At 72.4% G+C, this 23,956-nt stretch carries 20 protein-coding genes; 3 read left to right on the top strand and 17 right to left on the bottom strand.

Annotation, left to right across the window (positions count from 1 at the left end):
• Positions 1–68: 68 nt before the first annotated feature.
• The 8 genes from ACQP12_RS11040 to ruvC all read right to left on the bottom strand — a co-directional run bounded on the left by ACQP12_RS11040 (position 69) and on the right by ruvC (position 9,450).
• Entirely contained in the window at positions 69–2,519 is a 2,451-nt protein-coding gene (locus ACQP12_RS11040) for a RelA/SpoT family protein (protein WP_433289217.1), read from the bottom strand.
• A gap of 257 nt (positions 2,520–2,776) precedes the next feature.
• Positions 2,777–3,343, bottom strand: a complete 567-nt coding sequence (locus ACQP12_RS11035; RefSeq protein ID WP_433287190.1) for an adenine phosphoribosyltransferase — start codon at positions 3,341–3,343, stop codon at positions 2,777–2,779.
• Positions 3,344–3,437: 94 nt separating this feature from the next.
• Positions 3,438–4,631: a protein translocase subunit SecF gene (gene secF, locus ACQP12_RS11030; RefSeq protein ID WP_357946106.1), complete on the bottom strand. Its 1,194-nt coding sequence runs from the start codon at positions 4,629–4,631 to the stop codon at positions 3,438–3,440.
• Position 4,632: 1 nt separating this feature from the next.
• Positions 4,633–6,555: a protein translocase subunit SecD gene (gene secD / locus ACQP12_RS11025; protein ID WP_433287188.1), complete on the bottom strand. Its 1,923-nt coding sequence runs from the start codon at positions 6,553–6,555 to the stop codon at positions 4,633–4,635.
• A gap of 222 nt (positions 6,556–6,777) precedes the next feature.
• A complete protein-coding gene (gene yajC / locus ACQP12_RS11020) occupies positions 6,778–7,068 on the bottom strand; it encodes a preprotein translocase subunit YajC (protein ID WP_374628039.1) in 291 nt (96 codons plus the stop codon).
• A gap of 194 nt (positions 7,069–7,262) precedes the next feature.
• Positions 7,263–8,327, bottom strand: coding sequence for a Holliday junction branch migration DNA helicase RuvB (gene ruvB / locus ACQP12_RS11015; protein WP_433287186.1), 1,065 nt, complete (start codon positions 8,325–8,327; stop codon positions 7,263–7,265).
• Positions 8,324–8,926, bottom strand: a complete 603-nt coding sequence (gene ruvA, locus ACQP12_RS11010) for a Holliday junction branch migration protein RuvA (protein WP_357946114.1) — start codon at positions 8,924–8,926, stop codon at positions 8,324–8,326. The genes ruvB and ruvA overlap by 4 nt, the downstream gene beginning before the upstream one ends.
• Entirely contained in the window at positions 8,923–9,450 is a 528-nt protein-coding gene (ruvC, locus tag ACQP12_RS11005) for a crossover junction endodeoxyribonuclease RuvC (protein ID WP_433287183.1), read from the bottom strand. The genes ruvA and ruvC overlap by 4 nt, the downstream gene beginning before the upstream one ends.
• A gap of 181 nt (positions 9,451–9,631) precedes the next feature.
• Here ruvC and ACQP12_RS11000 point away from each other — a divergent pair, with 181 nt between their 5' ends.
• From ACQP12_RS11000 to ACQP12_RS10990, 3 genes are read left to right on the top strand one after another with little or no spacing between them, the layout of a single operon-like run.
• Positions 9,632–10,414: a 3-hydroxybutyrate dehydrogenase gene (locus ACQP12_RS11000; protein ID WP_357946119.1), complete on the top strand. Its 783-nt coding sequence runs from the start codon at positions 9,632–9,634 to the stop codon at positions 10,412–10,414.
• A 14-nt stretch (positions 10,415–10,428) separates the two neighbouring features.
• A complete protein-coding gene (locus ACQP12_RS10995; protein WP_433287181.1) occupies positions 10,429–12,351 on the top strand; it encodes a helix-turn-helix domain-containing protein in 1,923 nt (640 codons plus the stop codon).
• Positions 12,352–12,398: 47 nt separating this feature from the next.
• A complete protein-coding gene (locus ACQP12_RS10990) occupies positions 12,399–14,198 on the top strand; it encodes a hypothetical protein (RefSeq protein ID WP_433287179.1) in 1,800 nt (599 codons plus the stop codon).
• Positions 14,199–14,207: 9 nt separating this feature from the next.
• Here the strand turns inward: ACQP12_RS10990 and ACQP12_RS10985 are convergent, their stop codons facing one another.
• The 9 genes from ACQP12_RS10985 to ACQP12_RS10945 all read right to left on the bottom strand — a co-directional run bounded on the left by ACQP12_RS10985 (position 14,208) and on the right by ACQP12_RS10945 (position 23,865).
• Entirely contained in the window at positions 14,208–14,816 is a 609-nt protein-coding gene (locus ACQP12_RS10985; RefSeq protein WP_357946123.1) for a TetR/AcrR family transcriptional regulator, read from the bottom strand.
• An 11-nt stretch (positions 14,817–14,827) separates the two neighbouring features.
• Positions 14,828–16,393: an MFS transporter gene (locus ACQP12_RS10980; RefSeq protein ID WP_357946126.1), complete on the bottom strand. Its 1,566-nt coding sequence runs from the start codon at positions 16,391–16,393 to the stop codon at positions 14,828–14,830.
• A gap of 199 nt (positions 16,394–16,592) precedes the next feature.
• The gene (locus ACQP12_RS10975) at positions 16,593–17,744 is read right to left on the bottom strand and encodes an acyltransferase family protein (protein WP_433287177.1); all 1,152 of its coding nucleotides are present in this window, start codon (positions 17,742–17,744) and stop codon (positions 16,593–16,595) included.
• Positions 17,745–17,797: 53 nt separating this feature from the next.
• The gene (locus ACQP12_RS10970; RefSeq protein ID WP_433287175.1) at positions 17,798–19,111 is read right to left on the bottom strand and encodes a glycosyltransferase 87 family protein; all 1,314 of its coding nucleotides are present in this window, start codon (positions 19,109–19,111) and stop codon (positions 17,798–17,800) included.
• A gap of 91 nt (positions 19,112–19,202) precedes the next feature.
• Positions 19,203–20,237 carry a branched-chain amino acid ABC transporter permease gene (locus ACQP12_RS10965; RefSeq protein WP_433287173.1) on the bottom strand — a complete coding sequence of 345 codons (1,035 nt, stop codon included), beginning with the start codon at positions 20,235–20,237 and terminating at the stop codon, positions 19,203–19,205.
• Complete coding sequence (locus ACQP12_RS10960) at positions 20,234–21,115, bottom strand: branched-chain amino acid ABC transporter permease (RefSeq protein ID WP_357946134.1); 882 nt, start codon at positions 21,113–21,115, stop codon at positions 20,234–20,236. The genes ACQP12_RS10965 and ACQP12_RS10960 overlap by 4 nt, the downstream gene beginning before the upstream one ends.
• A 7-nt stretch (positions 21,116–21,122) precedes the next feature.
• The gene (locus tag ACQP12_RS10955; protein WP_433287170.1) at positions 21,123–22,376 is read right to left on the bottom strand and encodes an ABC transporter substrate-binding protein; all 1,254 of its coding nucleotides are present in this window, start codon (positions 22,374–22,376) and stop codon (positions 21,123–21,125) included.
• 48 nt (positions 22,377–22,424) lie between these two features.
• The gene (locus ACQP12_RS10950; protein WP_357946138.1) at positions 22,425–23,117 is read right to left on the bottom strand and encodes an ABC transporter ATP-binding protein; all 693 of its coding nucleotides are present in this window, start codon (positions 23,115–23,117) and stop codon (positions 22,425–22,427) included.
• Positions 23,104–23,865: an ABC transporter ATP-binding protein gene (locus ACQP12_RS10945; protein ID WP_262283812.1), complete on the bottom strand. Its 762-nt coding sequence runs from the start codon at positions 23,863–23,865 to the stop codon at positions 23,104–23,106. Before ACQP12_RS10945 ends, ACQP12_RS10950 begins: the two co-directional genes overlap by 14 nt.
• Between the last annotated feature and the right edge of the window lie 91 nt (positions 23,866–23,956).

Raw genomic sequence — 23,956 nt, 5'->3', positions numbered from 1 at the left:
CCCGCACGACGACGAAGCGCCCGCCGGCAGACCGCCGGCGGGCGCTTCTCCGTGTGCCCCTGTCGCTGTCAGGCGCCCGAGGTGACCCGGTAGGCGTCGAAGACGCCGTCGACCTTGCGGACCGCGGCCAGCAGGTGCCCGAGGTGCTTCGGGTCGGCCATCTCGAAGCTGAACCGGCTCACCGCCACCCGGTCCCGGGTGGTGGTGACCGTCGCGGAGAGGATGTTGACCCGCTCGTCGGAGAGCACCCGGGTCACGTCCGCGAGGAGCTTGTGCCGGTCGAGGGCCTCCACCTGGATGGCCACCAGGAACGTGGAGGCGGAGGTGAGCTTCCAGCTGACCTCGACCACCCGCTCGCTCTGCGCCCGCAGGTCCTCGGCGTTGGCGCAGTCGTCCCGGTGCACGCTCACCCCGCCGGAGCGGGTGACGAAGCCGAACACGGCGTCCGGCGGGACCGGGGTGCAGCAGCGGGCCAGCTTGATCCAGACGTCGCTGACCCCGCGGACCACCACGCCCGGGTCGGCGCTGCTCTGCCGGCTGCGCGGCGGCCGGGTGGCGACGGCGGTCTCGGCGATGTCCTCCGCCGCGCCCTCCTCGCCGCCGTACGCGGCCATCAGCTTCTGCACCACCGACTGCGCGGAGACCTGGCTGTCGCCGACCGCCGCGTAGAGCGAGGCCACGTCGGCCAGGTGCAGGTCCCGGGCGATCGCCATGAGCGCGTCCGAGGTGAGCATGCGCTGCAACGGCATGCCCTGCTTGCGCATCGCCTTGACGATCGAGTCCTTGCCGGCCTCGATCGCCTCCTCGCGCCGCTCCTTGTTGAAGTACTGGCGGATCTTGGTGCGGGCGCGCGGGCTCTTGACGAAACCGAGCCAGTCCTGCGTCGGGCCGGCCGTGTCGGACTTCGAGGTGAAGATCTCGATCACGTCGCCGTTGGACAGCGTCGACTCCAGCGGCACCAGCTTGCCGTTGACTCGGGCGCCGATGCACTTGTGCCCGACCTCGGTGTGCACGGCGTACGCGAAGTCCACCGGCGTCGACCCGGTCGGCAGCGGGATGACGTCACCCTTCGGGGTGAAGACGTAGACCTCCTGGCTGGACAGGTCGAACCGCAGCGCGTCGAGGAACTCGCTCGGGTCGGCCGCCTCCCGCTGCCAGTCCAGCAGCTGGCGCAGCCAGGTCATCTCGTCGATGTGCGCCGGCGGGCCGACCACCGGAACGCCCTTGTGCTCCTTGTACTTCCAGTGCGCGGCGATGCCGAACTCCGCGGTGCGGTGCATCGCGTAGGTGCGGATCTGCATCTCCACCGGCTTGCCGGTGGGCCCGATGACCGTCGTGTGCAACGACTGGTACATGTTGAACTTGGGCATGGCGATGTAGTCCTTGAACCGGCCCGGCACCGGCTGCCAGTTGGCGTGGATGACGCCCAGCGCCGCGTAGCAGTCGCGCACCGTGTCGACCAGGATCCGCACCCCGACCAGGTCGTAGATGTCGTTGAAGTCGCGCCCCCGCACGATCATCTTCTGGTAGATCGAGTAGAGGTGCTTCGGCCGGCCGGTGGTCTCCGCCTTGATCTTGGCGGCCTTGAGGTCGGTGGACACCTTCTGGGTCACCTGGCGCAGCAGCGCCTCGCGCTGCGGCTGGTGCTCCCCGATCAGCCGGTTGATCTCCTCGAACCGCTTCGGGAACAGGGTGCCGAAGGCCAGATCCTCCAGCTCCCACTTGATGGTGTTCATACCGAGGCGGTGGGCCAGCGGGGCGAGGATCTCCAGCGTCTCCTTGGCCTTCTGCTCCTGCTTGGGCCGGGGCAGGAAGGTCAGGGTGCGCATGTTGTGCAGCCGGTCGGCCAGCTTGATCACCAGGACCCGCGGGTCCTTCGCCATGGCCACGACCATCTTGCGGATCGTCTCCGCCTTGGCCGCGTCGCCCAGCTTGACCTTGTCGAGCTTGGTGACGCCGTCGACCAGCAGGGCCACCTCGCCGCCGAAGTCGGCGCGCATCTGGTCGAGGGTGTATTCGGTGTCCTCGATCGTGTCGTGCAGCAGCGCCGCGACCAGCGTGGTGGTGTCCATACCGAGGTTGCCCAGGATGGTCGCCACCGCGAGCGGGTGGGTGATGTAGGGGTCACCGGACTTGCGGTACTGACCCGAGTGCCAGCGCGCGGCCGTGTCGAAGGCGCGCTGGAGCAGCCGGGCGTCGGCCTTGGGGTGGTTCTCGCGGTGGGTGGCGATCAGCGGCTCCAGCACCTCGCTGACCTGCGAGGTCTGCCAGGGCGCGTTGAAGCGGGCCAGCCGGGCGCGCACCCTGCGGCCGGTCGGCGCGTTGGAAAGGGCGAAACCGCCGGCCGGCGTGGGGTCCGCCGCGCCGTCGGTCGGGAACGGCACCACGACCGCCCCGCCGTCCGCCTTCCCGTCGGGCCCGCCGCTGGCACCGGCGCCCGTCACCCGCGCCGGCGGGTTGCCGCTGCGCTCGGTCACCGAGCCGTCCGCGTCGCCTGTCGGGTGCACCGTGCCCTCCACCGGAGGGACGACATCGTGGGACACCGGCCTCCTCACCGCTCGCCGGGAAGCGCCGGCCGTCCGGCCGACGTCCTGTCCAACCGGCCGAGGGGCCGGAGTTGTTCCGCGCCGGGCATCGGAACCTCGCGGCCCCGGCAGCCCCGCGCCGCCGGACGGTCACCCGCCCGGTCAAGCAAAGGGCAATGCTACCCGTACGCAGGGTACGCCGCCGCTCCGCCGGACGGACCGCGCCGGGTCCGCCCGACGGGTCGGTGGGCTCAAACGGTCAGCAGGGCATGGACCGGACGCGGGGCGAGCCGCTCCCGGCCCTTGAGGAAGCCCAGCTCCATGAGCACCGTGAAGCCGACCACCGTGCCGCCGGCCCGCTCCACCAGATCCAGGGTGGCCTCGGCGGTGCCGCCGGTGGCGAGCACGTCGTCCAGGACGAGGACCCGGTGCCCGGCCGTGAAGGCGTCCTGGTGCACCTCCAGGGTCGCCTCGCCGTACTCGAGGGCGTAGGAGGCCGCGTGGGTGGCCCGGGGCAGCTTGCCGGCCTTGCGCACCGGCACCACGCCGACCCCGGTGGCGTACGCGACCGCCGCGGCGAGCACGAAGCCGCGCGCCTCGATGCCGACCACCGCGTCGAACGAGTCCCGCCCGTGGTACGCGATGATCCCGTCGATCACCTCGCGGAAGGCCGTGCCGTCGGCGAAGAGCGGCATCAGGTCCTTGAACATGACCCCGGGCTTCGGGAAGTCCGGCACGTCCAGCACGCGGCTGGCGACCAGGCGGGCGACCTCCGGGCCGCTGTCTCCTCGTACCCCGGTGGTGTGGGTCTCCGTCACGGTGTCCCATGTCCTCTCGAACGACGGCGGCGTCCGTCATGCCGCTTTCACAGCATGGCGGACGCCGCCGGGTCGATCCCTACCGGGTGTGCGGTCAGCGACGCTTCGCGCCACCGGGCCGGTTGCCTCCGCCACCGGCCGGGCGCCCGCCCCGGGCGCCGGTGGGGCGCTTGGCGGCCGGCCGGGCGCCGACCTTCGGGGCGGCGCCGGCCAGGGCGGCCGCCTCGGGGTCGATGGCCTCGTCGGCGCTGGCCGCCGCGGCCCGCGGCGCGCCCTTCGGGGTGACCTCGCCACGGGCGATGGCGCCCCGGCGGGCCAGCACCCGCTTGTTGTGCGCGCTGATCCGCGGGTCCTGGTTCTTGAGCAGCACCAGCAGCGGGGTGGCCAGCAGGATCGAGGTCAGGAAGGCCACCGCCATACCGACGAAGAGCACCAGACCCAGGTCCTTCAGGGTGCCCGCGCCCAGCAGGCCGGCACCGATGAAGAGCAGGCCGCCGACCGGGAGCAGCGCGACCACCGAGGTGTTCAGCGACCGCATGAGGCTCTGGTTCAACGCCAGGTTGGCGGCCTCGCCGTAGGTCTGGTTGTTGTTGGCGGTGATGCCGCGGGTGTTCTCCTGGACCTTGTCGAAGACCACCACCACGTCGTAGAGCGCGAAGCCCAGGATGGTGAGGAAGCCGATGATCGTCGACGGGGTGACCTCGAAGCCGACCAGCGAGTAGATGCCGGCGGTGAGCAGCAGGTTCGTGAAGAGCGACGCGATCGCGGCGGCCGCCATCCGCCACTCGAAGCGGAGGATCAGGTAGATCGCCACCACGGCCACGAAGATCACCAGGCCGAGCAGGGCGCGGGAGGTGACCTGGCTGCCCCACGCCTCGGAGACCTGGCTGCCGCTGATCTGGTCGGCCTGGATGCCGAACGACTGCGCCATCTCGGTCTTGGCCTGGTTGGCCTGCTCCGCCGTGAGCTGCCCGGTGCGCAACTCGTAGTACTCGCCGCTGGTGCTGCCGACCTTCTGCGCGGTGACGACCTCGGCACCGCCGCCCTTGGCGGCGAGCGCGGCATTGACCTTCGTCTCGGCCTGCTCCAGCGTGCCGACGCTGGCCGGCACCTGGAACGAGTTGCCGCCGGCGAACTCGATGCCGAGCTTGAAGCCGCTGATCGCGAAGCTCAGCACGGCGATCAGCACCAGCAGGCCGGCCACGCCGAACCAGAGCTTGCGCTTGCCGACGATGTTGAGATCGGCCTCGCCCCGGTAGAGCCGGGCGGCCAGACCACTCTTAGCCATCTCAGGCCTCCTTGACGCGCGGGTTGCGGCCGGTGCCCGCCTCGGCCGACCGGGCCGGGAGCGCCCGGCCCAGGCCGCTGACCCGCGGGGACAGGAACGCCCGGGTGCGGGCGAACATCGTCATGATCGGGTGACGGAAGAGGAACACGACGACCAGGTCGAGCACGGTCGCCAGGCCGAGCGCGAAGGCGAAGCCCTTCACCGCGCCGACCGAGACGATGTAGAGCACCACGGCTGACATCAGGGTGATGGCGTTGGCCGAGATGATCGTCCGCCGGGCCCGGACCCAGGCCCGCGGCACCGCGCTGCGGGGGCTGCGCCCCTCCCGGATCTCGTCCTTGAGCCGTTCGAAGTAGATGACGAACGAGTCCGCCGCCACACCGAGCGAGACGATCATGCCGGCGATGCCGGCGAGCGTGAGGGTGAACCCGATCGACCGGCCGAGCACCACGAGCGCGCCGAAGACCAGCAGCGCCGAGAGCACCAGGCTCAGGAAGATGACCGAGCCGAGCAGCCGGTAGTAGAAGAACGAGTAGATGATGACCAGCAGCATGCCGATGCCGGCCGCGAGCAGGCCCGCCTTGAGGTGGCTGTCGCCCAGGGTCGCGGTGACGTTCTGCTGCTCCTGCGGCTCGAAGGTCACCGGCAGGGCGCCGTAGCGGAGCTGGCTGGCCAGCGCGTTGGCGCTCTTGTTGTCGAAGCTGCCGGTGATCTGCGAGTCACCGGTCAGCACGCCCTGGATCTCCGGGGACGAGACGATCTCGTTGTCCAGCACCACGGCGACCCGGCACTTGCCGTCCGAGCCGAGCGCGGTCTGGTCGCAGGCCTGACCCTCGTTGGTGAACGCCTCGCGGGTCAGCGCGGTCCACTTCTCCTGGCCCTTGCCGGTGAAGTTCAGGCTGACCACCCAGGAGCTCGTCTGGTCGAGCTGGGCGGAGGCGTTCTTGACGTCGGTGCCCAGCACCTTGGCCTTGTCGAGCAGGTACTTGGCGCCGGACTCGCAGGCGACCGCCTGCTGGTTCTCGTCCTTGATCGACGCCGCCGGCCGGTCGTCGAGCTGGGCGCAGGTGATCATCGGGACGTTGAACTGCATCCCGACCGGCAGCACCGCGACTTCCTGCGGGGAGAGCGTGCCGAACGGCTTGAGCTTGTCGGCCAGCGACGGGTCGGCGGTCAGGTCGGCCGGCGCCTGGAGGCCGGACGCGGCGGCCCAGGCGGCCGCACCCACCTTCTGCTCGATGGCCTTGCGCTGCTGCTCGACGCTCTGCGGCACCGGCTCGGCGCTGGCGCTCGGGCTCGGCGCGGCGGCGCTCGGCGTCGCCGACGGGGTCGGCGCGGCGGCGCTGGCGCTCGGCGTCGGGGCCATGCCGCCCTGCCCGCCGGCGCTCGGCGACGAGGTCACCTTGGGCGAGGCGCTGCCGGAGGGCTTGGGGGTGGCGCTGCCCGACGGGGTCGGGGTGGCGCTGCCCGAGGGAGCCGGGGTGGCGCTGGCGGTCGGGGCCGGCGCGGCGGCGGCGCCGCTGCCGTCGGTGGCCTTGAGCACCTTGCGGAACCGCAGCTCGGCGGCCTCACCGACGTCCGTCAGGTCCCGGTTCTGGCCGGGCAGGGAGATGACGATGTTCCGGTTGCCCTCGGTGACCACCTCGGCCTCGGCCACGCCGAAGGCGTTGACCCGGTTCTCGATGATCTGCCGCGCCTCCTCCAGGTTGGCGGCGGTCGGGGGCTTGCCGTCCACGGTGTTGGTGGCCTCGAGCGTCAGCCGGGTGCCGCCGACGAGGTCCAGGCCGAGCCGGGGCTCCAGCCGGTCCTTCCAGCCACCGCTGGCGCCGCCCGAGAAGAACACCAAAAGATAGAGGACGACGAAGATGAACCCGAGTACGGCGAGCTGCCGTCCGGGGCGCATCTGTCCCTGAGGTGGTGCCACGGCTGTCCTGTCTCCCTGTACGGTCGCGCCGCTTCGGCAGCGGCGAGATTGTCGGGCCGGGGGTGTCCGCCCGACTGCTCCGGGGGTCGGCGCCGCCGGACGGCACGCCTCCCCGGCGCACGACGCGGCGGCGTCGCGCGGGGTTCCCCGCGTGCCGGCGTCGGACGCCGACCCAACTATCCACTTGTGTGAGTGAATCCGCTGCCCCGTCCGGGGCCGGTGTCACTCCTTGACCGACTCGGCTTCCTCGGAGATCGTCTCGGCCTCCGGAACCTCGACCCGCTTGACCACGCGGGCGATCGCCGGGCGGGCGTACCGGGTCTGCACGCCCGGGGCCACCTCGATGAGGACGGTCTCGTCCTCGACCCCGGTCACCGTGCCGTAGAGCCCGCCGATGGTGACCACCTCGTCGCCCACGCCGAGCGCGGACTGCATCTGCTCGGCCTCACGGCGACGCTTCTGCTGCGGGCGGATCATCATGAAGTACATGACGCCGAAGAGCAGAGCGATCATGAGGATCGGCGTCAGACCGCCGGCCCCTCCGCCACCTGCTGCAAGGTTCTGCACGGTTGTCGACCTTCCCATTGGCCTCTGCTCCCCCCGGTGGGGTGCCGGAGCGGAGGCGACTTCTCACGTCCTGTACAAACCGCGGCGAAGTCTAATCCCTGCACCTGAGAACACCGAATGCGGCACAGATCACGTTCGGATCACGGCTGATCGGTCTGCGCCGAGAACAGATCGGGCGCGGGAGGGGCATCCGTGCCAAATGTACCATTCGGCGGGGTACGCCCCAGATGGAGCCAGGCGGCCGCCGTGGCGACCCGGCCGCGCGGCGTCCGCGCCAGCAGCCCGGCCCGGACCAGGAAGGGCTCGCACACCTCCTCGACCGTGTCCGGCTGCTCCCCCACCGCCACGGCGAGGGTGGAGAGCCCCACGGGACCGCCCCGGAACGAGTCGACCAGGGCCGTGAGCACCGCCCGGTCCAGCCGGTCCAGGCCGAGCGCGTCGACGTCGTAGACGGTCAGGGCCGCCTGGGCGGTCTCCAGGTTGACCACCCCCTCGGCGCGGACCTCGGCGAAGTCGCGGACCCGGCGCAGCAGCCGGTTGGCGATCCGGGGCGTGCCCCGGGACCGGCCGGCGATCTCCGCCGCCCCGTCGGCGGTGATCGGCACGCCGAGGATCCGCGCGGACCGGTGCAGCAGCGTCTCCAGGTCGGCCGGGGAGTAGAAGTCGAGGTGCGCGACGAAGCCGAACCGGTCCCGCATCGGGCCGGTGAGCAGGCCGGACCGCGTGGTCGCCCCGACCAGGGTGAACGGCTCCACGTCGAGCGGGATGGCGGTCGCCCCCGGACCCTTGCCGACCACCACGTCGACCCGGAAGTCCTCCATGGCGCTGTAGAGCAGCTCCTCGGCCGGCTTGGCGATCCGGTGGATCTCGTCGATGAAGAGCACGTCACCCTCGGCGAGGCTGGTCAGGATGGCGGCCAGGTCGCCGGAGCGCTCGATCGCCGGCCCACTTGTCACCCGGATCCCCGAACCCAGCTCCGCGGCCACGATGTTGGCCAGGGTGGTCTTACCCAGGCCAGGCGGCCCCGACAGGAGGATGTGGTCGGGCGGGGAGCCGCGCCGCATGGCGCCCTGCAGCAGCAGGTCGAGCTGGTCGCGCACCCGGTGCTGGGCGATGAACTCCTCCAGCCGCCGAGGCCGGACGCTGGCCTCCGCGTCCCGCTCCGCGTCGCTGACGTACGCCGAGACGAGATTGTCGTTGCTCATCGCGTGCGGCCCAGGAGGCGGATGGCCTGCTTGAGCAGGACCGGCACGGGCGGGGTCTCCCCGTCGACGGTCTCCGCGACCGCGGCCACCGCCTGCTCGGCCTGGGCGGCGCTCCAGCCGAGCCCGACCAGCGCCTGGCGGACCTGCTCCGGCCAGGCGCCGGCGGTCACCCCGGCCGCGCCGTCGGCGCCCACCGGCACCGGGCCGATCCGGTCCCGCAGTTCGAGCACGAGCCGCTCGGCGCCCTTCTTGCCGATGCCGGGCACCCGGGTCAGCGCCGCGGTGTCGGCGTTGGCGATGGCCTTGCGGATCGCATCCGGAGTGTGGACGGCAAGCACCGCCTGGGCCAGCCGCGGCCCCACCCCGCTGGCGGTCTGGAGCAGCTCGAAGAGCTGCTTGGCGTCGTCGTCGGCGAAGCCGTAGAGGGTGAGCGAGTCCTCCCGGACCACCAGGCTGGTGGCCAGCCGGGCGGGCTGGCCGACCCGCAGCTCGGCGAGGGTGCCGGGGGCGCACTGCACGGCCAGGCCGATGCCGCCCACCTCCACCACGGCGTGGTCCGGACCCGTCGCGGTCACCGTGCCGCGCACGCTGGCGATCATGACACTCCTCCTCGTCGTGCCCGCTGCGCCGCGGCGGCCAGCTTGGACCGGGTGCCGCCGCGCCAGACGTGGCAGATGGCCAGGGCCAGGGCGTCGGCGGCGTCGGCCGGGCGCGGCGGCTCGGGCAGCCGCAGCAGCCGGGTGACCATGGCGGTCATCTGCGCCTTGTCGGCCTGGCCGGAACCGGTCACCGCCGCCTTCACCTCGCTGGGCGTGTAGGTCTGCACAGGCAGCCCGGCCCGCGCTCCGGCGAGCACGGCGATCCCGCTGGCCTGGGCCGTGCCCATCACGGTGCGGACGTTGTGCTGGCTGAAGACCCGCTCGACGGCCACGGCGTCGGGCCGGTGCTCGGCGACCAGATCGGTGAGCGAGCGGTCCAGGTGCAGCAGGCGCAACGGCAGGTCGTCCCCGGGATCGGTGTAGACCACGTAGTAGGCGACAAGGGTGCAGGGACGGCCCGGCACGCCCTCGACCACGCCGACCCCGCACCGGGTCAGCCCCGGGTCGACGCCCAGCACCCGCACGCCGCCTCCTCCCCGAGCCCCAGCAGTACGTGTGTTCGACACCCTACTGGTGCGCCCCGGGGCCCGGCCGGGCGGACACGCCGGGAGCCGGCGGACGCGATCCGCGCCACACACTGAAGCGGTCGAGTATGTGTCGCCGCCCCATGTGCCGCCGGCCACACAGCTCGTAACTTCTTGCGCCATGACGGCAGAACCCGTGGCGGTCCCCCACGTCGTGAACGTCGACCTCTCCGGTCGCGCCGCGCTGGTGACCGGTGGTGGCAGCGGCATCGGACGGGCCTGTGCCCTGCGCCTGGCGGCGGCCGGCGCGGCGGTGCTGGTGGTCGACCGCAACGTGGAGGCGGCCAAGGCCGTGGCCGCCGAGGCGGGCGGCCGGGCCGAGGGCATCGACCTGGCCGACGTCGAGGCGGTGGACCGGCTCGACGTCGACGTGGACATCGTCGTCAACAACGCCGGCCTGCAGCACGTCGCGCCGGTGCAGGAGTTCCCCGTCGAGCGCTTCGAGTACATCCAGCGGGTGATGGTGGAGGCGCCGTTCCTGCTGATCCGCCGGGCGCTGCCCCGGATGTACGCGAACGGGTGGGGCCGGATCGTCAACATCTCCTCGGTGCACGGGCTGCGCGCCTCGCCGTTCAAGGCGGCGTACGTCTCGGCGAAGCACGCCCTGGAGGGGCTGTCGAAGGTGGTGGCGCTGGAGGGCGCCCCGCACGGGGTGACCGCCAACTGCATCAACCCGGCGTACGTGCGGACCGCGCTGGTGGAGAGCCAGATCGCCGACCAGGCGGCCAGCCACGGCATCGGCGAGGACGAGGTCGTGGAGAAGATCATGCTGGCCCGGGCGGCGATCAAGCGGCTGATCGAGCCGGAGGAGGTGGCGGAGCTGGTGGCGTACCTGTGCTCGCCGCCCGCCGCGTTCATCACCGGCGCGTCGATCGCCCTCGACGGGGGCTGGACGGCCAACTAGTGGCCTCGCGCACAATGTCGGTCATGTCGTCGCCGGTCGAGTTCCTGGAGCTGCTGGCGCGGGAGGCCGCCGCGGTCGAGTTCGAGGGCCCGCTGGTCGCCGCCCGCGCCGCCGGCCTGCCCGCCGAGCGTCTCGCCGAGCTGGAGCAGGCGAAGCTGGTGGCGTTGCGGGTCCGCGCGCTGCTGGAGCGGCGGCGCCGCCGGGAGACCGAGCTCTCCGGCCTGTACGACACGGCCAGCGACCTGGCCGGGCTGCGCGACCTGGACGACGTGCTGCGGGCCATCGTGCACCGGGCGCGGATCCTGCTGGGCACCGACGTGGCCTACATGACGCTCAACGACGACGAGCGCGGCGACACGTACATGCGGGTCACCGACGGTTCGATCTCGGCCCGGTTCCAGCGGTTGCGGCTGGAGATGGGCGACGGCCTGGGCGGCCTGGTGGCGCAGACCGGCACCCCGTACGTCACCTCCAACTACCAGGAGGACGAGCGGTTCCGGCACACCGGGGAGATCGACGGCGGGGTGGGCGAGGAGGGCCTGGTGGCCATCCTGGGCGTCCCGCTGCGGCTGGGGTCGAGCGTGATCGGCGTGCTCTACGCGGCCAACCGTTCCGCCCGGCCGTTCGCCCGGGAGGAGGTGTCGCTGCTGGTCTCGCTGGCCGCGCACGCCGCGGTGGCGATCGACACGGCCCGGCTGCTGTTGGAGACCCGGTCGGCGCTGGAGGAGCTGTCGGCGGCGAACAGCACGATCCGGGCGCACAGCAGCTCGGTGGAGCGCGCCGCCGCCGCCCACGACCGGATGACCGCCCTCGTGGTGCGCGGCGGCGGGATGGAGGACGTGGCGGCCGCGGTCACCGAGGTGCTCGGCGGGGCGCTGCTGGCGCTGGACGCCGAGGGGCGGCGGCTGGCCCGGGTGGGTGAGATCGAGGAGCCGGACCGGGCGGACATCGTCGAGGCGGTGGCCGCGTCCCGCACCGAGGGGCGCAGCGTCCGCCGGGGTCCGCTCTGGTACGCCGCCGTGGTGGCCGGCGCGGAGAACCTGGGCGCGCTGGTGCTGCGCCCGGACGGCGAGCTCGTCGATGCCGACCAGCGGATCCTGGAGCGGGCCGCGCTGGTCACGGCGCTGCTGCTGCTGTTCCGCCGGACGGTGGCGGAGGCGGAGGGCCGGGTCCGGGGCGAGCTGTTGGACGACCTGATCGCCCGGCCGCTGCGGGACACCGACGCGCTGCGCAGCCGGGCCCGCCGGCTCGGTGTCGACCTGGACGCCCCGCACGTGCTGGTGGCGGTCGGCGACGACGCGTTCGCCGCCACCGGCTCGGCCCGGCAGCGGGTGCTCTCCTGGGCCACCACGTACGCCTCGACGCGGGGCGGCCTGGCCGCGGCGCGCGACGGGCGGGTGGTGCTCATGCTGCCCGGCCGGGACGCGGGCGGCGCGGCGCGGGCCGTGGCCCGGGACCTGTCCCGGGTGACCGGCCGTCCGGTGACGGCCGGGGCGAGCGGGCCGTCGGCCGGCCCGGCCTCGCTGGCCACCACGTTCGCCGAGGCGGAGCGGTGCCTGACCGCGCTGGGCGCGCTGGGCCGGGCCGGGCAGGGGGCGAGCACGGCCGAGCTGGGCTTCGTCGGGCTGCTGCTGGGCGCCGTCGGCGACCCGGGCGACCGGGACGTGGCCCGCTTCCTCACCGCCACGGTGGGGCCGGTGGTCGACTACGACGCCCGCCGGGGCACCGCGCTGGTGAAGACGCTGGAGGCGTACTTCGGGGTGGGTGGCAGCCTCGCCCGGGCGGCGGAGCTGCTGCACGTGCACGTCAACACGGTGACGCAGCGGCTGGAGCGGGTCGGTCAGCTGCTCGGCGCGGACTGGCAGAAGCCGGAGCGCGCCCTGGAGGTGCAGCTCGCCCTGCGCCTGCACCGCCTGCGTACGCCCATCACCGGCTGAGCGACGGCCCGCTTCCCTTGTCGGACCCGGCGGGCATGATCTCGTCCGTGCCGGAACTGGACCCCTTTCGACGGCTGGTCGCCTCAGCCGGCCGGGTGTGCCGCCTCGCCGACGACCCGGACGTCTTCGACGAGTACTACGACAGCAACGCACTGAGGGCGTTCCGCGAGGCTCTGGCGGACCTGGATGGGCTGCTGCGCGAGGTGGACCCCGTTCCACTGCCGGCCGCCGACCTGCCCCCGCCGACGCTCGCCGACCTCCTCGGCGTGCTGCTGCGCCTGCCCGGCGCGCAGGGGGTGGAGGAGGTGGCCGGTCGGCTGGACGACGAGCTGGTCGAGCAGGCGCTGGGCCATGCGCTGGCAATGCCCGACTCGGCTCGTCAGGCCGACCTGCTCGTCGCCGTCGCGCCTCGGTTGACGGAAACGCAGGCGGCGCGAGCGCTGACCGTGGTGCCCGCAATGGGCCGCGCCGGCGAGCAGGCGCGGACACTGACCGCGCTGCTCCCCCGGCTCCCCGAGGCGCGACGCCCCGCCGCGGCCCGGGTGGCGCTCGCCGCGGCACGGCGGCTGCCCGTCGCCCTCGGCCACACACTTGTCCAGCTCGCTCCCTGGCTGGACGCGGCCGCGCGGGGGGAGCTGTACGACCTGGTGGCCCCGGCGCCCGGCCAGCGACCGGGGCACGAGCTGTGCGCGCTGGCCGGCTGGTTCCGATCCGAGCAGCGCGGCGCCGCGCTGGAGCTGATCGTCGGGGTCGGGGACGAGAACCTTCGGGCCGTCCTGCTCGGCGCGATCGCGCCGCACCTGGATGAGGCGCAACTCGCGGTCGCCCTCCGTGCCGCGGCGGGGATCACCGAGCCCGGCTTCCGGGCCCGGGGGCTCGCCGGGACGGCCCGTTCGCTCCCCGCGTCGCGCCGCCGGGAGGTGGTGAGCGCCGCGCTGACCGCCGCGCGCGAGCCGGGCGGCGGAAGGCACTCCTACCTGGCGCTGTCCGACCTGGTCGAGATGATCGAGCCGGACCAGTTCGACAACGCGTTGGCGGCGGTGCTGTGCATACCGGACGAGCACACGCGCGCGCACGCGCTGGGATTGCTGGCGGTGCGGCTGACCGCCGCCCAACTGCCCGCCGCGCTGGCGGGTGCCGAGGCGATCGCGGATCCGAGGGCGCGGGCGATCGCCTCGACGGCGCTGGTGCGACACGTGACGGAGGAACTTCGCGAGAAGGCGGTGGCGATCGCGGCTCACGCGTTGGCCGCCCGGCCGGGCGCCGGTTGGTCGACACACCTGCAGGTCCTGCTTCCCCACCTCAGCGACCGGCAGCTCGACGAGCTGTGGGAGGCCGCGCTGCACGAGGAGCGGGATCATCCGCAGCACGGGCTGTCGACGTTGCTGCCCCGGGTGCACCCGACTCGCCGGGCCGCGGCCCTGGACACGGTCCTCGGGTACGAGCCGGCGCACCTCGCCGAGTCCCTGGCGGAGCTGGCGCCGTTCCTGGACCCGGCGCTACGACTCCGGGCCTATCGGGCGGCGCGGCGTCTCGTGGACCCGGCGACCCAGGCCCGGGCCATCGCCGCCGTGGCGCGGCACCTGCCGCCCGGCGAGGCGGCGGAAGCGGGACGGACGGCGTTGGCCGGCGCGTCACGGCTCCGTGATCCAGCAGCCCGAGCGGCGCTGCTCGCCGACCTGGCCGCACTGCTCGACGGCGAGGATCGGCGCACCGCACTGGCCTGGGCGGTGGCCGCGGCACGGGATGCCGAGCCGGCGGAAGCCTGGCCGGTCGCACGGACGCTGACCAGGCTCGTACCGCTGCTCAGGGAGGCGACCGCAGAGAGCACGCCTCGCACGGGTTGACCCTGGCGGTCAGCGGGCGCGGAGGCCTTCGAGGACGCTGTCCACGACCCGCTCGGGCAGGATCCGGTCGTCCAGCTCGGGGTGCCAGCGCAGCACCCGCTGGAGCAGCATCGGGCCGCTGAGCAGCGCCATGGCCAGCTCGACGTCGAGGTCGGCGCGGAGTTCGCCGCTGTCCACCCCGCGGCGCAGCACCTCACGCATGAGCTTCCGCCGGGGCGCGACGATGTTCTGGTAGAGCTGGAAGTGGTCGGGGCTGCGGTTCACCTCGGGCACCAGGCACGGCATGATCTTCGCGGCCCGCGGGTCGACGTTGTGACCGACCGCGCCGACGAGCAGCACCAGGTCGTCGCGGACGGAACGCCCGGCGGGCTGGGGTGGCACCCCCTTGAGCCGGCCCAGCGCGTCCATCAGCAACGCGTCCTTGCCGGACCAGCGGCGGTAGATGGTGGCCTTGCCCACCCCGGCGCGGGCGGCGATCGCCTCGATGGAGAGCGCCTCGAGCGTGCTGCCCTCGGCGAGCAGGTCGAGGGTGGCCTCCACGATCGCCTCGTCCGCGCGGACGCTCCGCGGTCGCCCGGGCGACCGCGGAGCATCAGCCATGGAAGTCATGTCAGACATTGTCGCCGAACCTATGCGGTTCCGGCCAACTCCGGCTCGGCGGCCGGCTGGGCTTCGGTCTCGATCACCGGGCGGCCCGGCATCCAGCGCAGCACGATGCCCATGCCGAGCAGCGCCACCAGCGCGGAGATCCCCGCCGCCCAGTGCATCGCCGAGACGAACGAGTCGTTCGCCGCGTCGATGAGCCGGGGCGCGCCGGCCCCGAGCCGGCCGGCGACCGCGTACGCCCCGGAGATCGACTCCTGGGCGGCGTCGCGGACCGGTGCGGGCAGGCCGGACAGGGTCGAGGCCACGTCGTTGCGGTAGACCGCGGAGAGCACCGAACCGAGGACCGCCACGCCGAGCGCGCCGGCCACCTGGCGGACCGTGTTGCTGACGGCCGAGCCCACGCCGGCCTTCTCCCGGGGCAGCGCCGACATGATCGACTCGGTCGCCGGCGGCATGATGTTGGCCATGCCGGCGCCCTGGACGAAGCCCAGCGCCGAGAAGATCCAGATCGGGGTGTCGGCGTCGATGAGCACGAACGCGCCGAGCGCGGCGGCGGTGAGCAGCAGCCCGACCCCGGCGACCGCCCGGCCCCCGTAGCGGCGGACCATGGCGGCGCTGCGCGGCGCGAAGATCAGCTGCGCGGCGGCGAAGGGCAGGAAGAGCAGGCCGCTCTCCAGCGGGCTGTAGCCGCGGACCAGCTGGAGGTAGAACGCGCCGAAGAACATCACGCCCATCGCGGCGAAGAAGACCAGGCCGACCAGCGCGACCGGGGCGGCGAACCGGGGCACCCGGAACAGCCGGACGTCCAGCGACGGGTGGTCGCTGCGCAGCTCGTGGGCGACGAACCAGCCGAGCACCGCGAGCCCGCCGAGGACCGCGAGCCACACCTGCGCCCGGTCGAACCCGTGCTCGCCGCCGTCGATGATGCCGTAGGTGAGGGCGACGAGGCCGACCACGGAGAGCAGCACGCCGAGCAGGTCGACCCGACCCGGCCGGGGGTCGCGGGACTCCGGGACGAGGGTGGCGACGAGCACCACGCCGAGCACCACCACCGGCACGTTGATCAGGAAGACCGAGCCCCACCAGTAGTGCTCGAGCAGGGCGCCGCCGAGCACCGGGCCGATGGCCACGGCCAGGCCGACCGCGCCGGCCCAGACGCCGATCGCCTTGGCCCGCTCCCGCGGGTCGAAGACGTTGGAGATGATCGACAGGGTCACCGGCATGATGGCCGCGCCGCCGACGCCCATGAGCGCGCGGGTGGCGATCAGCTGGCCCGGGTCGTGCGCGTACGCGGAGAGCAGCGAGGCCAGGCCGAACAGGGCCAGGCCGACCATGAGGAAGCGCTTGCGACCGAGGCGGTCCCCCAGGACGCCGAAGGTGAAGAGCAGCCCGGCGAAGACCAGGGTGTAGGAGTTGATCGCCCACTCCAGCTCGCCCTGGCTGGCCCCGAGGCCGTGCACCGGGTCGGCGAGGGTACGCAGGGCGACGTTGAGGATGGTGTTGTCGAGGACCACCACGAGGAGGCTGATCACCAGCACCCCCAGGATCGCCCACCTCCTCGGGTGTCCGGTGTTCTCGTGCGGTTCCACTCGGGTTCTCCCCCCGGCTCACCCGCGTCAAAATACGATACGGGACAGACTCGTAACGCAGTCGAGCGTAGGTGAGAGGGTTTCGATACGGAACCGGTTCGTATCGAATGTGCGCCAGGTCACGCCCCGGTGCGCCGCGCAGCATGGCACGGCGGCGCCACGGGCCACCGGCCCGCGCGCCGCCGTGAGAGCGGTCGGATCAGCCTGCCTCGCGGGCCTGCCGCACCGCGGCGCTCAGCCGCGGCTTCATCCACCGGGCGACGGGCCGCTCGATGAACCGGTGGATCAGCCACGCGGCGAGCAGCAGCCCCGCGAACAACGCGCCGAGCAGCAGCCACGGCGACAGGTGGGTCTGGGCGCGTTCGATGACGGCGAGCCCGACCGTCTGGTGGACGAGGTAGAGCGGATAGGTCAGCGCCCCCGCCGTGCCCACCCAGGACCAGCGCACCCAGCCGAAGTGGCCGAGGGCGACCGCCGCCATCACGACGACGAAGAACGTGACGATCACGGCGGACGGCAGGAAGCCGACCTCCCGGGCCCGGGCGAGGCCGGGCAGCCGGGTGAGCGCGACCAGCAGGGACAGCCCGACGATCGACCAGAGCAGCAGGTTCGGGCCGAAGCGGTGGATGAGATAGAGCGCGACGCCCGCGATGAAGTAGCTGGAGTGGTTGGCGGCGACCACCGCGGTGAGCCACGTGTTGCCGAACTTCGGCACGACGAGCGAGGCGACGGTCCAGAGGGCGCAGAACGTGACCACGCCGCGGTAGCTCAGGCCGCGGGCGACCAGCACGGCGAACAGCAGGTAGAAGACCATCTCGATGGTGAGCGTCCAGTAGGACAGGTCGAGGTGCGCGACGCCGAGGAAGTCCTGCATCATCGTCAGGTTGGCCAGGACGTCCCGGACCTCGGGCCGCTTTTTCAGCGGCACCAGCAGGAGCACGCCGGTCGCCAGCAGCACCGCGAACCAGTAGGCCGGGTAGAGCCGCACCACGCGCGAGACGAAGAAGTCACCGACCCGTCGGCCCCACGCGCTCATGCAGATCACGAAGCCACTGATGATGAAGAACAGCTGCACGCCGAGGAAGCCGTACCGGGAGACGGTGTGCAGCGGGCCGAACGCCGCCGCCGCGGAGGGGTCCTGCCAGGCGCCGAGCTTGTCCCCGACGAGGTGGTACGCGACCACCATGACCGCCGCGCCGAGGCGCAGCCCGTCGAGGACCAGCAGCCGTGGCCGCCGAGGGGCGGTCGCGCCCGCACCGGGCGTCGCGGCGGCCGGCTCGACCGGCGGGCCGGGACGAACCTGCTCGGGCACCGAAACCGTAGCGGCACGTTCGTCCGTCGCCTGCGTCATCGACGTCTCCTGGAGATCGGGGCGGTTGGGGGCGGCCGGCCCGACGGGCCGGGTCAAACCGGCACGCGCTCCGGCGCGGTCGGCGCCGGGCGGACAGCGCGCCGCTGGTACAGCAGCCATAGCCCGGCGAGCGCGAAGAGTACCAGCGCGGTGCCGGTGTAGGCGTCAAGCGCCAGTGCCTGCGCGGCGCCCTCCAGCCGACCCGACTTCCAGATCAGGCCGAGCGGGATGACCTCTCCGGTCCGGGTCGGACCCGGCCACATGAGGAACGGCAGCACCGCGGCCACCGCCACCACGCCGGCGATCACGCGCGCCACGCCGCCCGCACGCCGCACCAGGTCGACGAGCACCAGCACCATCGGGCCGATCCAGAGCCAGTAGTGCGACCAGCTCACCGGCGAGATGACCAGCATCGCCAGGCCCACCACGACCATCGCCATGGTCTCCTCGCCCTGGCGCTGCAGGGCGACGGCGAGGGCGAGGGCGGCCACCGTGACGACGACGACGGAGATCATCCACCAGACGTTGTTCGGCTCCTCGATCTTGAGCAGCCGGGCGATGGCTCCCTGCAGGGACTGGTTACCGCCGTAGCGCGGCCCCAGCGTCATGAGCACCCGGCTGGAGTCGAACGCCCGACCGGTGAGCCAGTAGTCGTACGAGCCACCCGGCTGGATGATCGCGCCCAGCACCGTGAGCCCGGCGAAGGTGGCCGCCGCCACGACGGCCGCCCGGATCCGGCGGGTCAGCAGCAGGTAGACCACGAACAGGCCGGGAAGCAGTTTGAGCGCGGTGGCCGCACCCACGCCGATGCCCTTGAAGCGACTGCGGTCCGGCCGGGAGAGGTCCGCCACGACCAGCAGCAGCACGAAGATGTTGATCTGACCGAGGTCGATGTTGCGCTGCAGCGGCTCGGTCCAGACCACCAGGGCGAGCGCCGCGGCGGCCACACCCAGCCGGCCCTGGACGCCGCGGTAGCCGAGCATTCCCGTGGTGAAGTACAGCGCGGCGAACATCACCACCAGCCCCAGGGCGCCCCAGACGTGCAGGGACGTGCGAGGGTCGAGCCAGGTCAGCGGCGTGATGAACGGCAGCGTGACCGGCGGGTAGGTGTAGGGCAGCCCCAGCGAGGTGTAGCCGAGCTGGTAGACCGGCTCGCCGTCCAGGAACGCGTGCGCGGCGCCGAGGTACATCTTGAAGTCGGTGGCCCGCAGCGGATGATCCCGGACGAAGCTGACGTATGCCGCGAGGGAGCCCGCCAGGGCCACGAGGCCCGGGAAGAGCAGCCAGGCCGGGAGGGTGGCCCGCGGTGGCGCCGGCCGCTCGGGCGGGGTCTCGGTGACGAGCCCGCGGATACGCTGGATGATCATAGTGGGTTGGATCCTAGCCCAGGCCGGGCGACGTGGGGTACCGCCGTCCGGCACCCCACGTCGCTGACAGTCGTCGATCGACCACCCGGTGTCACGGTCGGCCGGACCGGCTCCGTCGAGCCGCGGACCAGCGCCGGACAAGGTGGGCGCTAGTGCCCCAGACACCACGCCGGAACAGCAGCACGACCAGCACAAAGATCCCGCCGGTGACCAGGCCGATGGCTTCGAAGCCGGAGAACGACAGCCAGTCCTCCAGCCGGACCACCAGGGCCGCCCCGAGCACGCCGCCCCAGAGGGTGCCGATGCCCCCGAGCACCACCACGATGACCGCCTTGCCGGAGGTGGTCCAGTGCAGCACGTCCAGCGAGACGAACCGGTGGCCGACCGCGAAGAGCCCGCCGCCGAGCCCGGCCAGGAAGCCGGACAGGACGAACGCGGTCAGCTTGTAGCGGTGCACCGGGTAGCCGAGCGCGCGGGCCCGGGAAGGGTTGTCCCGGATGCCGACCAGCACCCGGCCGAACGGCGAGTGCACGATCCGCCAGGCGGCGAGCAGGCCGAGCAGCACGATCGGCAGGATCGCGTAGTAGAAGTAGTAGTCGTCGGAGAGGTCCGCGCCGAAGAACTCCCGGGGCACGCCCTGGAGGCCGTTCTCGCCCTGGGTGACCGACCGCCACTCGTTGGCCACGTAGTAGACCATCTGCGCGAACGCGAGGGTCACCATGGCGAAGTAGATGCCGGTGCGCTTGACCGCGAGATAGCCGATCGGCAGCGCGAGCAGCGCCGCGGCCAGAGCGCCGGCCAGCACGGCCGCCGGGAAGGGCAGGCCGGCGTGGATCGCGACCAGGCCCGTCACGTACGCCGAGGTGCCCCAGAACGCGGCGTGCCCGAAGGACATCAGCCCGGTGAAGCCGAGCAGCAGGTCCACCGAGACGGCGAACAGCGCCCAGCAGAGGATGTCCACGGCCACGGCCGGGTAGAGCCCGTTCGGCAGCCAAAGGGCCACGGCCAGGCCGGCGCCGAGCAGCGCGTACCGGACCCAGCCGGGCGCCCGGGCGACGGTGAGCAGCCCGGACGGCGGGGCGGGCCGGGCCGACTCCTCGGCGGGGGTGTCGACAGCGCTCGTCATGCCGGTGCCTCCTCACGGCCGAACAGGCCGGCCGGCCGCCAGAGCAGCACCGCGGCCATCACCACGAACACGACGGTCTGCGACACGATCGGGAAGTCCGACAGGTACGCCTCGCCCCAGGCCTGGATCAGGCCGATGCCGAAGCCGGCGGCGACCGAACCGAAGATCGAACCAAGCCCGCCGATCACCACCACGGCGAAGACCACGATGATCAGGTCGGCACCCATGAGCGGATTCACCGCCCGCATCGGGGCGGCGAGCACGCCGGCCAGCCCGGCCAGGGCGATGCCGAAGCCGAACACCGGGGTGACCCACTTCCCCACGTCGATGCCGAAGGCCCGGGTCAGCTCCGGGCGTTCGGTGGCGGCCCGGACCACCATGCCGACCCGGGTGCGACCGAGCACCCACCAGACCGCGGCGCAGAGCAGCACGGTGAAGCCGAGGATGAAGACCCGGTAGGTGGGGAATTCGAACAGTCCGAAGTCGACCGTCCCGCTCAGCTCGGTCGGGGTGGCGTACGGGCTGGACTGCACGCCGTACCGGGACTTCACCAGGTCCTGCAGGATCAGCGTGAGGCCGAAGGTGAGCAGGAAGTTGTAGAGCGGATCGAGCCGGGTCAGCCGGTGGATCACCGCCCGCTCCAGCACCATGCCGAGCAGGCCCAGCGCCAGCGGCATGATCACCAGCGCGGCCCAGAACGGCACACCCGCCTCGGCGAGCAGCACGTACGCCCCGAAGGCGCCGAGCATGTAGAAGGCGCCGTGGGCGAAGTTCACCACCCGGAGCATGCCGAAGATGACCGCGAGCCCGAGGGCGAGCAGGGCGTAGAACGCCCCGCCCACCAGCCCGTTGAACGTGTTCTGCAGGAAACCCGACATCAGCTCGTCACATCTTGCAGTCGGCGGACGGCGTACGGAACGCCTCGGCCGCCGGGATGGTCTTGAGGATCTTCACGTAGTCCCACGGCTCGCCCACCTCGGCCTGCGGCTTCACCTGGGCCAGGTAGGCGTCGTGGATGACCCGGTGGTCCTCGGCGCGGATCTTGCCGTTGCGCAGGAAGAGGTCGTTGACCTCCTTGCCCTCCAGGCCCTTGACCACGGTGTCCGCGTCGTCGGTGCCGGCGGCCTGCACGGCCTCCAGGTACTGCATGGCCGCGGAGTAGTTGGCCGCGTGGGCGAAGGACGGCCGGGTGCCCGTCTCCTTCTGGAACTTGTCGGCCCACTCCCGGTTCTGCTGGTCGAAGTTCCAGTACCAGGCGTCGGTGTAGGTGGTGCCGGCGAGCGCGGCCGGGGTGAGCGAGTGGATGTCGGTGATGAACATGAGGCCGACGGCCAGCCCGACGCCCTTGTCCCGCAGCTTGAACTCGTTGTACTGCTTCACCACGTTGACCAGCTCGGCGCCGGCCTGCATGGTGCCGAGCACCTGCGGCTTCGGGTTCAGCGTGGGGGCCTTGAGCAGGAACGAGGAGTAGTCGCCGCTGGTGTTCGGGAACGGCGCCCCGTCCTTGCCGACGACCTGCCCGCCGGCGGCGGTGATGGCGGCGGAGAAGCTCTTCTCCATGTCCTGCCCGAACGCGTAGTTCGGGTAGAGGATGTACCAGTTCTTGCCGACCTGCTCGGTGGTCACCGTGCCCGTGCCGTGGGCCAGCATGTAGGTGTCGTAGGCGTAGTGGAACGTGTACTTGTTGCAGCTCTTGCCGGTGAGGTCGGTGGTCGCCGCGCCGATGTTGAAGTAGAGCTTCTTCTTCTCCTTGGCCACGTCGGCGACCTTGAGGGCGGCCGAGGAGGTCGGCACGTCGAGGATCGCGTCGACGCCCTTGCGGTCGTACATCTCCTGGGCCTTGCTGTTGGCCACGTCCGGCTTGTTCTGGTGGTCGGCGGTCTCCACGCTGATGTTCTTGGTGACGGCCTTGTCGCCGTACTTGGCCTTGAAGTCGGCGATGGCCATCTCCACGGCCTTGACCGAGTTCTTCCCGGACAGCTCCGAGTAGGCCCCGGACTGGTCGTTGAGCACCCCCAGCACGATCTTGTCGCCGGTCAGCTTCGAGTCGCCGCCGGACGCCGGACCACCGCCGCCGCAGCCGGCGACCAGCACCATCGCCGCCGCCGACGCGGCGGCCACACCCACGCTTCTACGCATGTCCAAAATCCCTTCGTACCGCGCGGTCCACGCGGGTCAGCCGTCGTTTCAGATGCCGAGGTACGCCAGCAGCTCGCGTTCCCGCGAGCGCACCTCGGAGTTGTCCATCGCCTCCGCTATCCGCCCCTCGGCCAGCAGGTAGTGCCGGTCGGCGACGCCGGTGGCGAAGTGCAGGTTCTGCTCGACCAGCAGCACGGTCACGCCGTGCTTCTTGGCCTCGCGCAGCAGGTCGCCGACCTGCTGCACGAGCAGCGGGGACAGGCCCTCGGTGGGCTCGTCGCAGAGCAGCAGCCGGGCGCCCATGCGCAGCACCCGGGCGAGGGCGAGCATCTGCTGCTCGCCGCCGGAGAGCATGGTGGCCGCCGAGTCCCGGCGGGTGTACAGGGCGGGGAACGCCTCGTAGACCCGTTCGAGCGGCCACGGGTCGGGGCCGACCCGGGGCGGCAGCGTCAGGTTCTCGGTGACGGTCAGGGTGGCGTACGCGCCGCGGTCGTCGGGGACCCAGCCGAGCCCGAGCCGCGCCCGCTTGTACGCGGGCAGCTTCGTGACGTCCCGGTCGGCGAAGCTGATCGTGCCGCGCTGGCCGGGGTGCAGCCCCATGACGGAGCGCAGCAGCGTGGACTTGCCGGCGCCGTTGCGCCCGACCAGGGTGACCACCTCGCCGGCGGCCACCTCCAGGCTCACCTCCCGCAGCACCTGGGCCTCGCCGTACCAGGCGGAGAGGTTCTCAATGCGCAGCATCGGCGGCTCCCAGGTAGGCGGTGATGACCCGCTCGTCGGCGCGGACCTGCTCGTAGGGCCCCTCGACCAGGACCTTGCCGGCCTGCAGGACGGTGACCGTGTCGGCGAGCCGGCCCACCACGCTCATGTTGTGCTCGACCATGACCACGGTCCGGCCCGCGCGGACCCGGGCGATCAGGTCGACGGTGCGGTCCACGTCCTCCAGCCCCATCCCGGCGGTGGGCTCGTCGAGCAGCAGCACCTTCGGGTCGAGGGCGAGCGCGATGGCCAGCTCCAGGGCGCGCTTGCGCCCGTACGCGAGGGCCTCGGCCGGGGCCTCGGCCAGCTCGGCGAGACCGACCATGGCGAGCAGCTCGTCGGCCCGGTCCCGGTAGCGACGCATCAGCTTCGCCGAACGCCAGAACCGCCAGCCCAGCCCGCTGGGCGCCTGGAGGGCCAGCTCGACGTGCTCCCGCGCGCCGAGCTGGGGGAAGAGGCTGGTGATCTGGAAGGAGCGGGCCACGCCGAGCCGGGCGACCCGTTCCGGGGGCAGGCCGGTGACGTCCCGCCCGGCCAGCTCGATCCGCCCGGCACTGGGCGGCAGGAAGCCGGTGAGCAGGTTGAACAGAGTGGTCTTGCCGGCGCCGTTCGGCCCCACGAGGGCGTGCACGGTCTCCGGCGCCACGTCGAGGTCGACCCCGTCGACCGCCCGGAAGCCCCGGAAGTCCCGGGTCAGCCCACGGGCCGACAGGATCGCTTGGCCGGCCATCGCCTCACCCTCCGCAGGTCCACATCCGCGGCGGCCAGGTCGGTGACCGGGGTCACAGGGCCGTCGCGTGCAGGAAACCTACGGCGCGCCG

The sequence above is a fragment of the Micromonospora sp. CA-244673 genome (assembly GCF_050948395.1).
Classification (GTDB): domain Bacteria; phylum Actinomycetota; class Actinomycetes; order Mycobacteriales; family Micromonosporaceae; genus Micromonospora.
The sequence above is the reverse complement of the archived record's forward strand: the minus strand, read 5'-3'. Positions and strand labels throughout refer to the sequence as shown.

Excerpts from the sequence above, each read along its gene's own strand:
- secF (WP_357946106.1), bottom strand. The coding sequence starts at position 4,631 with ATGGCTAAGAGTGGTCTGGCCGCCCGGCTCTACCGGGGCGAGGCCGAT.
- yajC (WP_374628039.1), bottom strand. The coding sequence starts at position 7,068 with ATGATCGCTCTGCTCTTCGGCGTCATGTACTTCATGATGATCCGCCCG.
- ruvB (WP_433287186.1), bottom strand. The coding sequence starts at position 8,327 with ATGAGCAACGACAATCTCGTCTCGGCGTACGTCAGCGACGCGGAGCGG.
- ruvA (WP_357946114.1), bottom strand. The coding sequence starts at position 8,926 with ATGATCGCCAGCGTGCGCGGCACGGTGACCGCGACGGGTCCGGACCAC.
- ACQP12_RS11000 (WP_357946119.1), top strand. The coding sequence starts at position 9,632 with ATGACGGCAGAACCCGTGGCGGTCCCCCACGTCGTGAACGTCGACCTC.
- ACQP12_RS10995 (WP_433287181.1), top strand. The coding sequence starts at position 10,429 with ATGTCGGTCATGTCGTCGCCGGTCGAGTTCCTGGAGCTGCTGGCGCGG.
- ACQP12_RS10985 (WP_357946123.1), bottom strand. The coding sequence starts at position 14,816 with ATGTCTGACATGACTTCCATGGCTGATGCTCCGCGGTCGCCCGGGCGA.
- ACQP12_RS10975 (WP_433287177.1), bottom strand. The coding sequence starts at position 17,744 with ATGACGCAGGCGACGGACGAACGTGCCGCTACGGTTTCGGTGCCCGAG.
- ACQP12_RS10970 (WP_433287175.1), bottom strand. The coding sequence starts at position 19,111 with ATGATCATCCAGCGTATCCGCGGGCTCGTCACCGAGACCCCGCCCGAG.
- ACQP12_RS10965 (WP_433287173.1), bottom strand. The coding sequence starts at position 20,237 with ATGACGAGCGCTGTCGACACCCCCGCCGAGGAGTCGGCCCGGCCCGCC.
- ACQP12_RS10960 (WP_357946134.1), bottom strand. The coding sequence starts at position 21,115 with ATGTCGGGTTTCCTGCAGAACACGTTCAACGGGCTGGTGGGCGGGGCG.
- ACQP12_RS10955 (WP_433287170.1), bottom strand. The coding sequence starts at position 22,376 with ATGCGTAGAAGCGTGGGTGTGGCCGCCGCGTCGGCGGCGGCGATGGTG.
- ACQP12_RS10950 (WP_357946138.1), bottom strand. The coding sequence starts at position 23,117 with ATGCTGCGCATTGAGAACCTCTCCGCCTGGTACGGCGAGGCCCAGGTG.
- ACQP12_RS10945 (WP_262283812.1), bottom strand. The coding sequence starts at position 23,865 with ATGGCCGGCCAAGCGATCCTGTCGGCCCGTGGGCTGACCCGGGACTTC.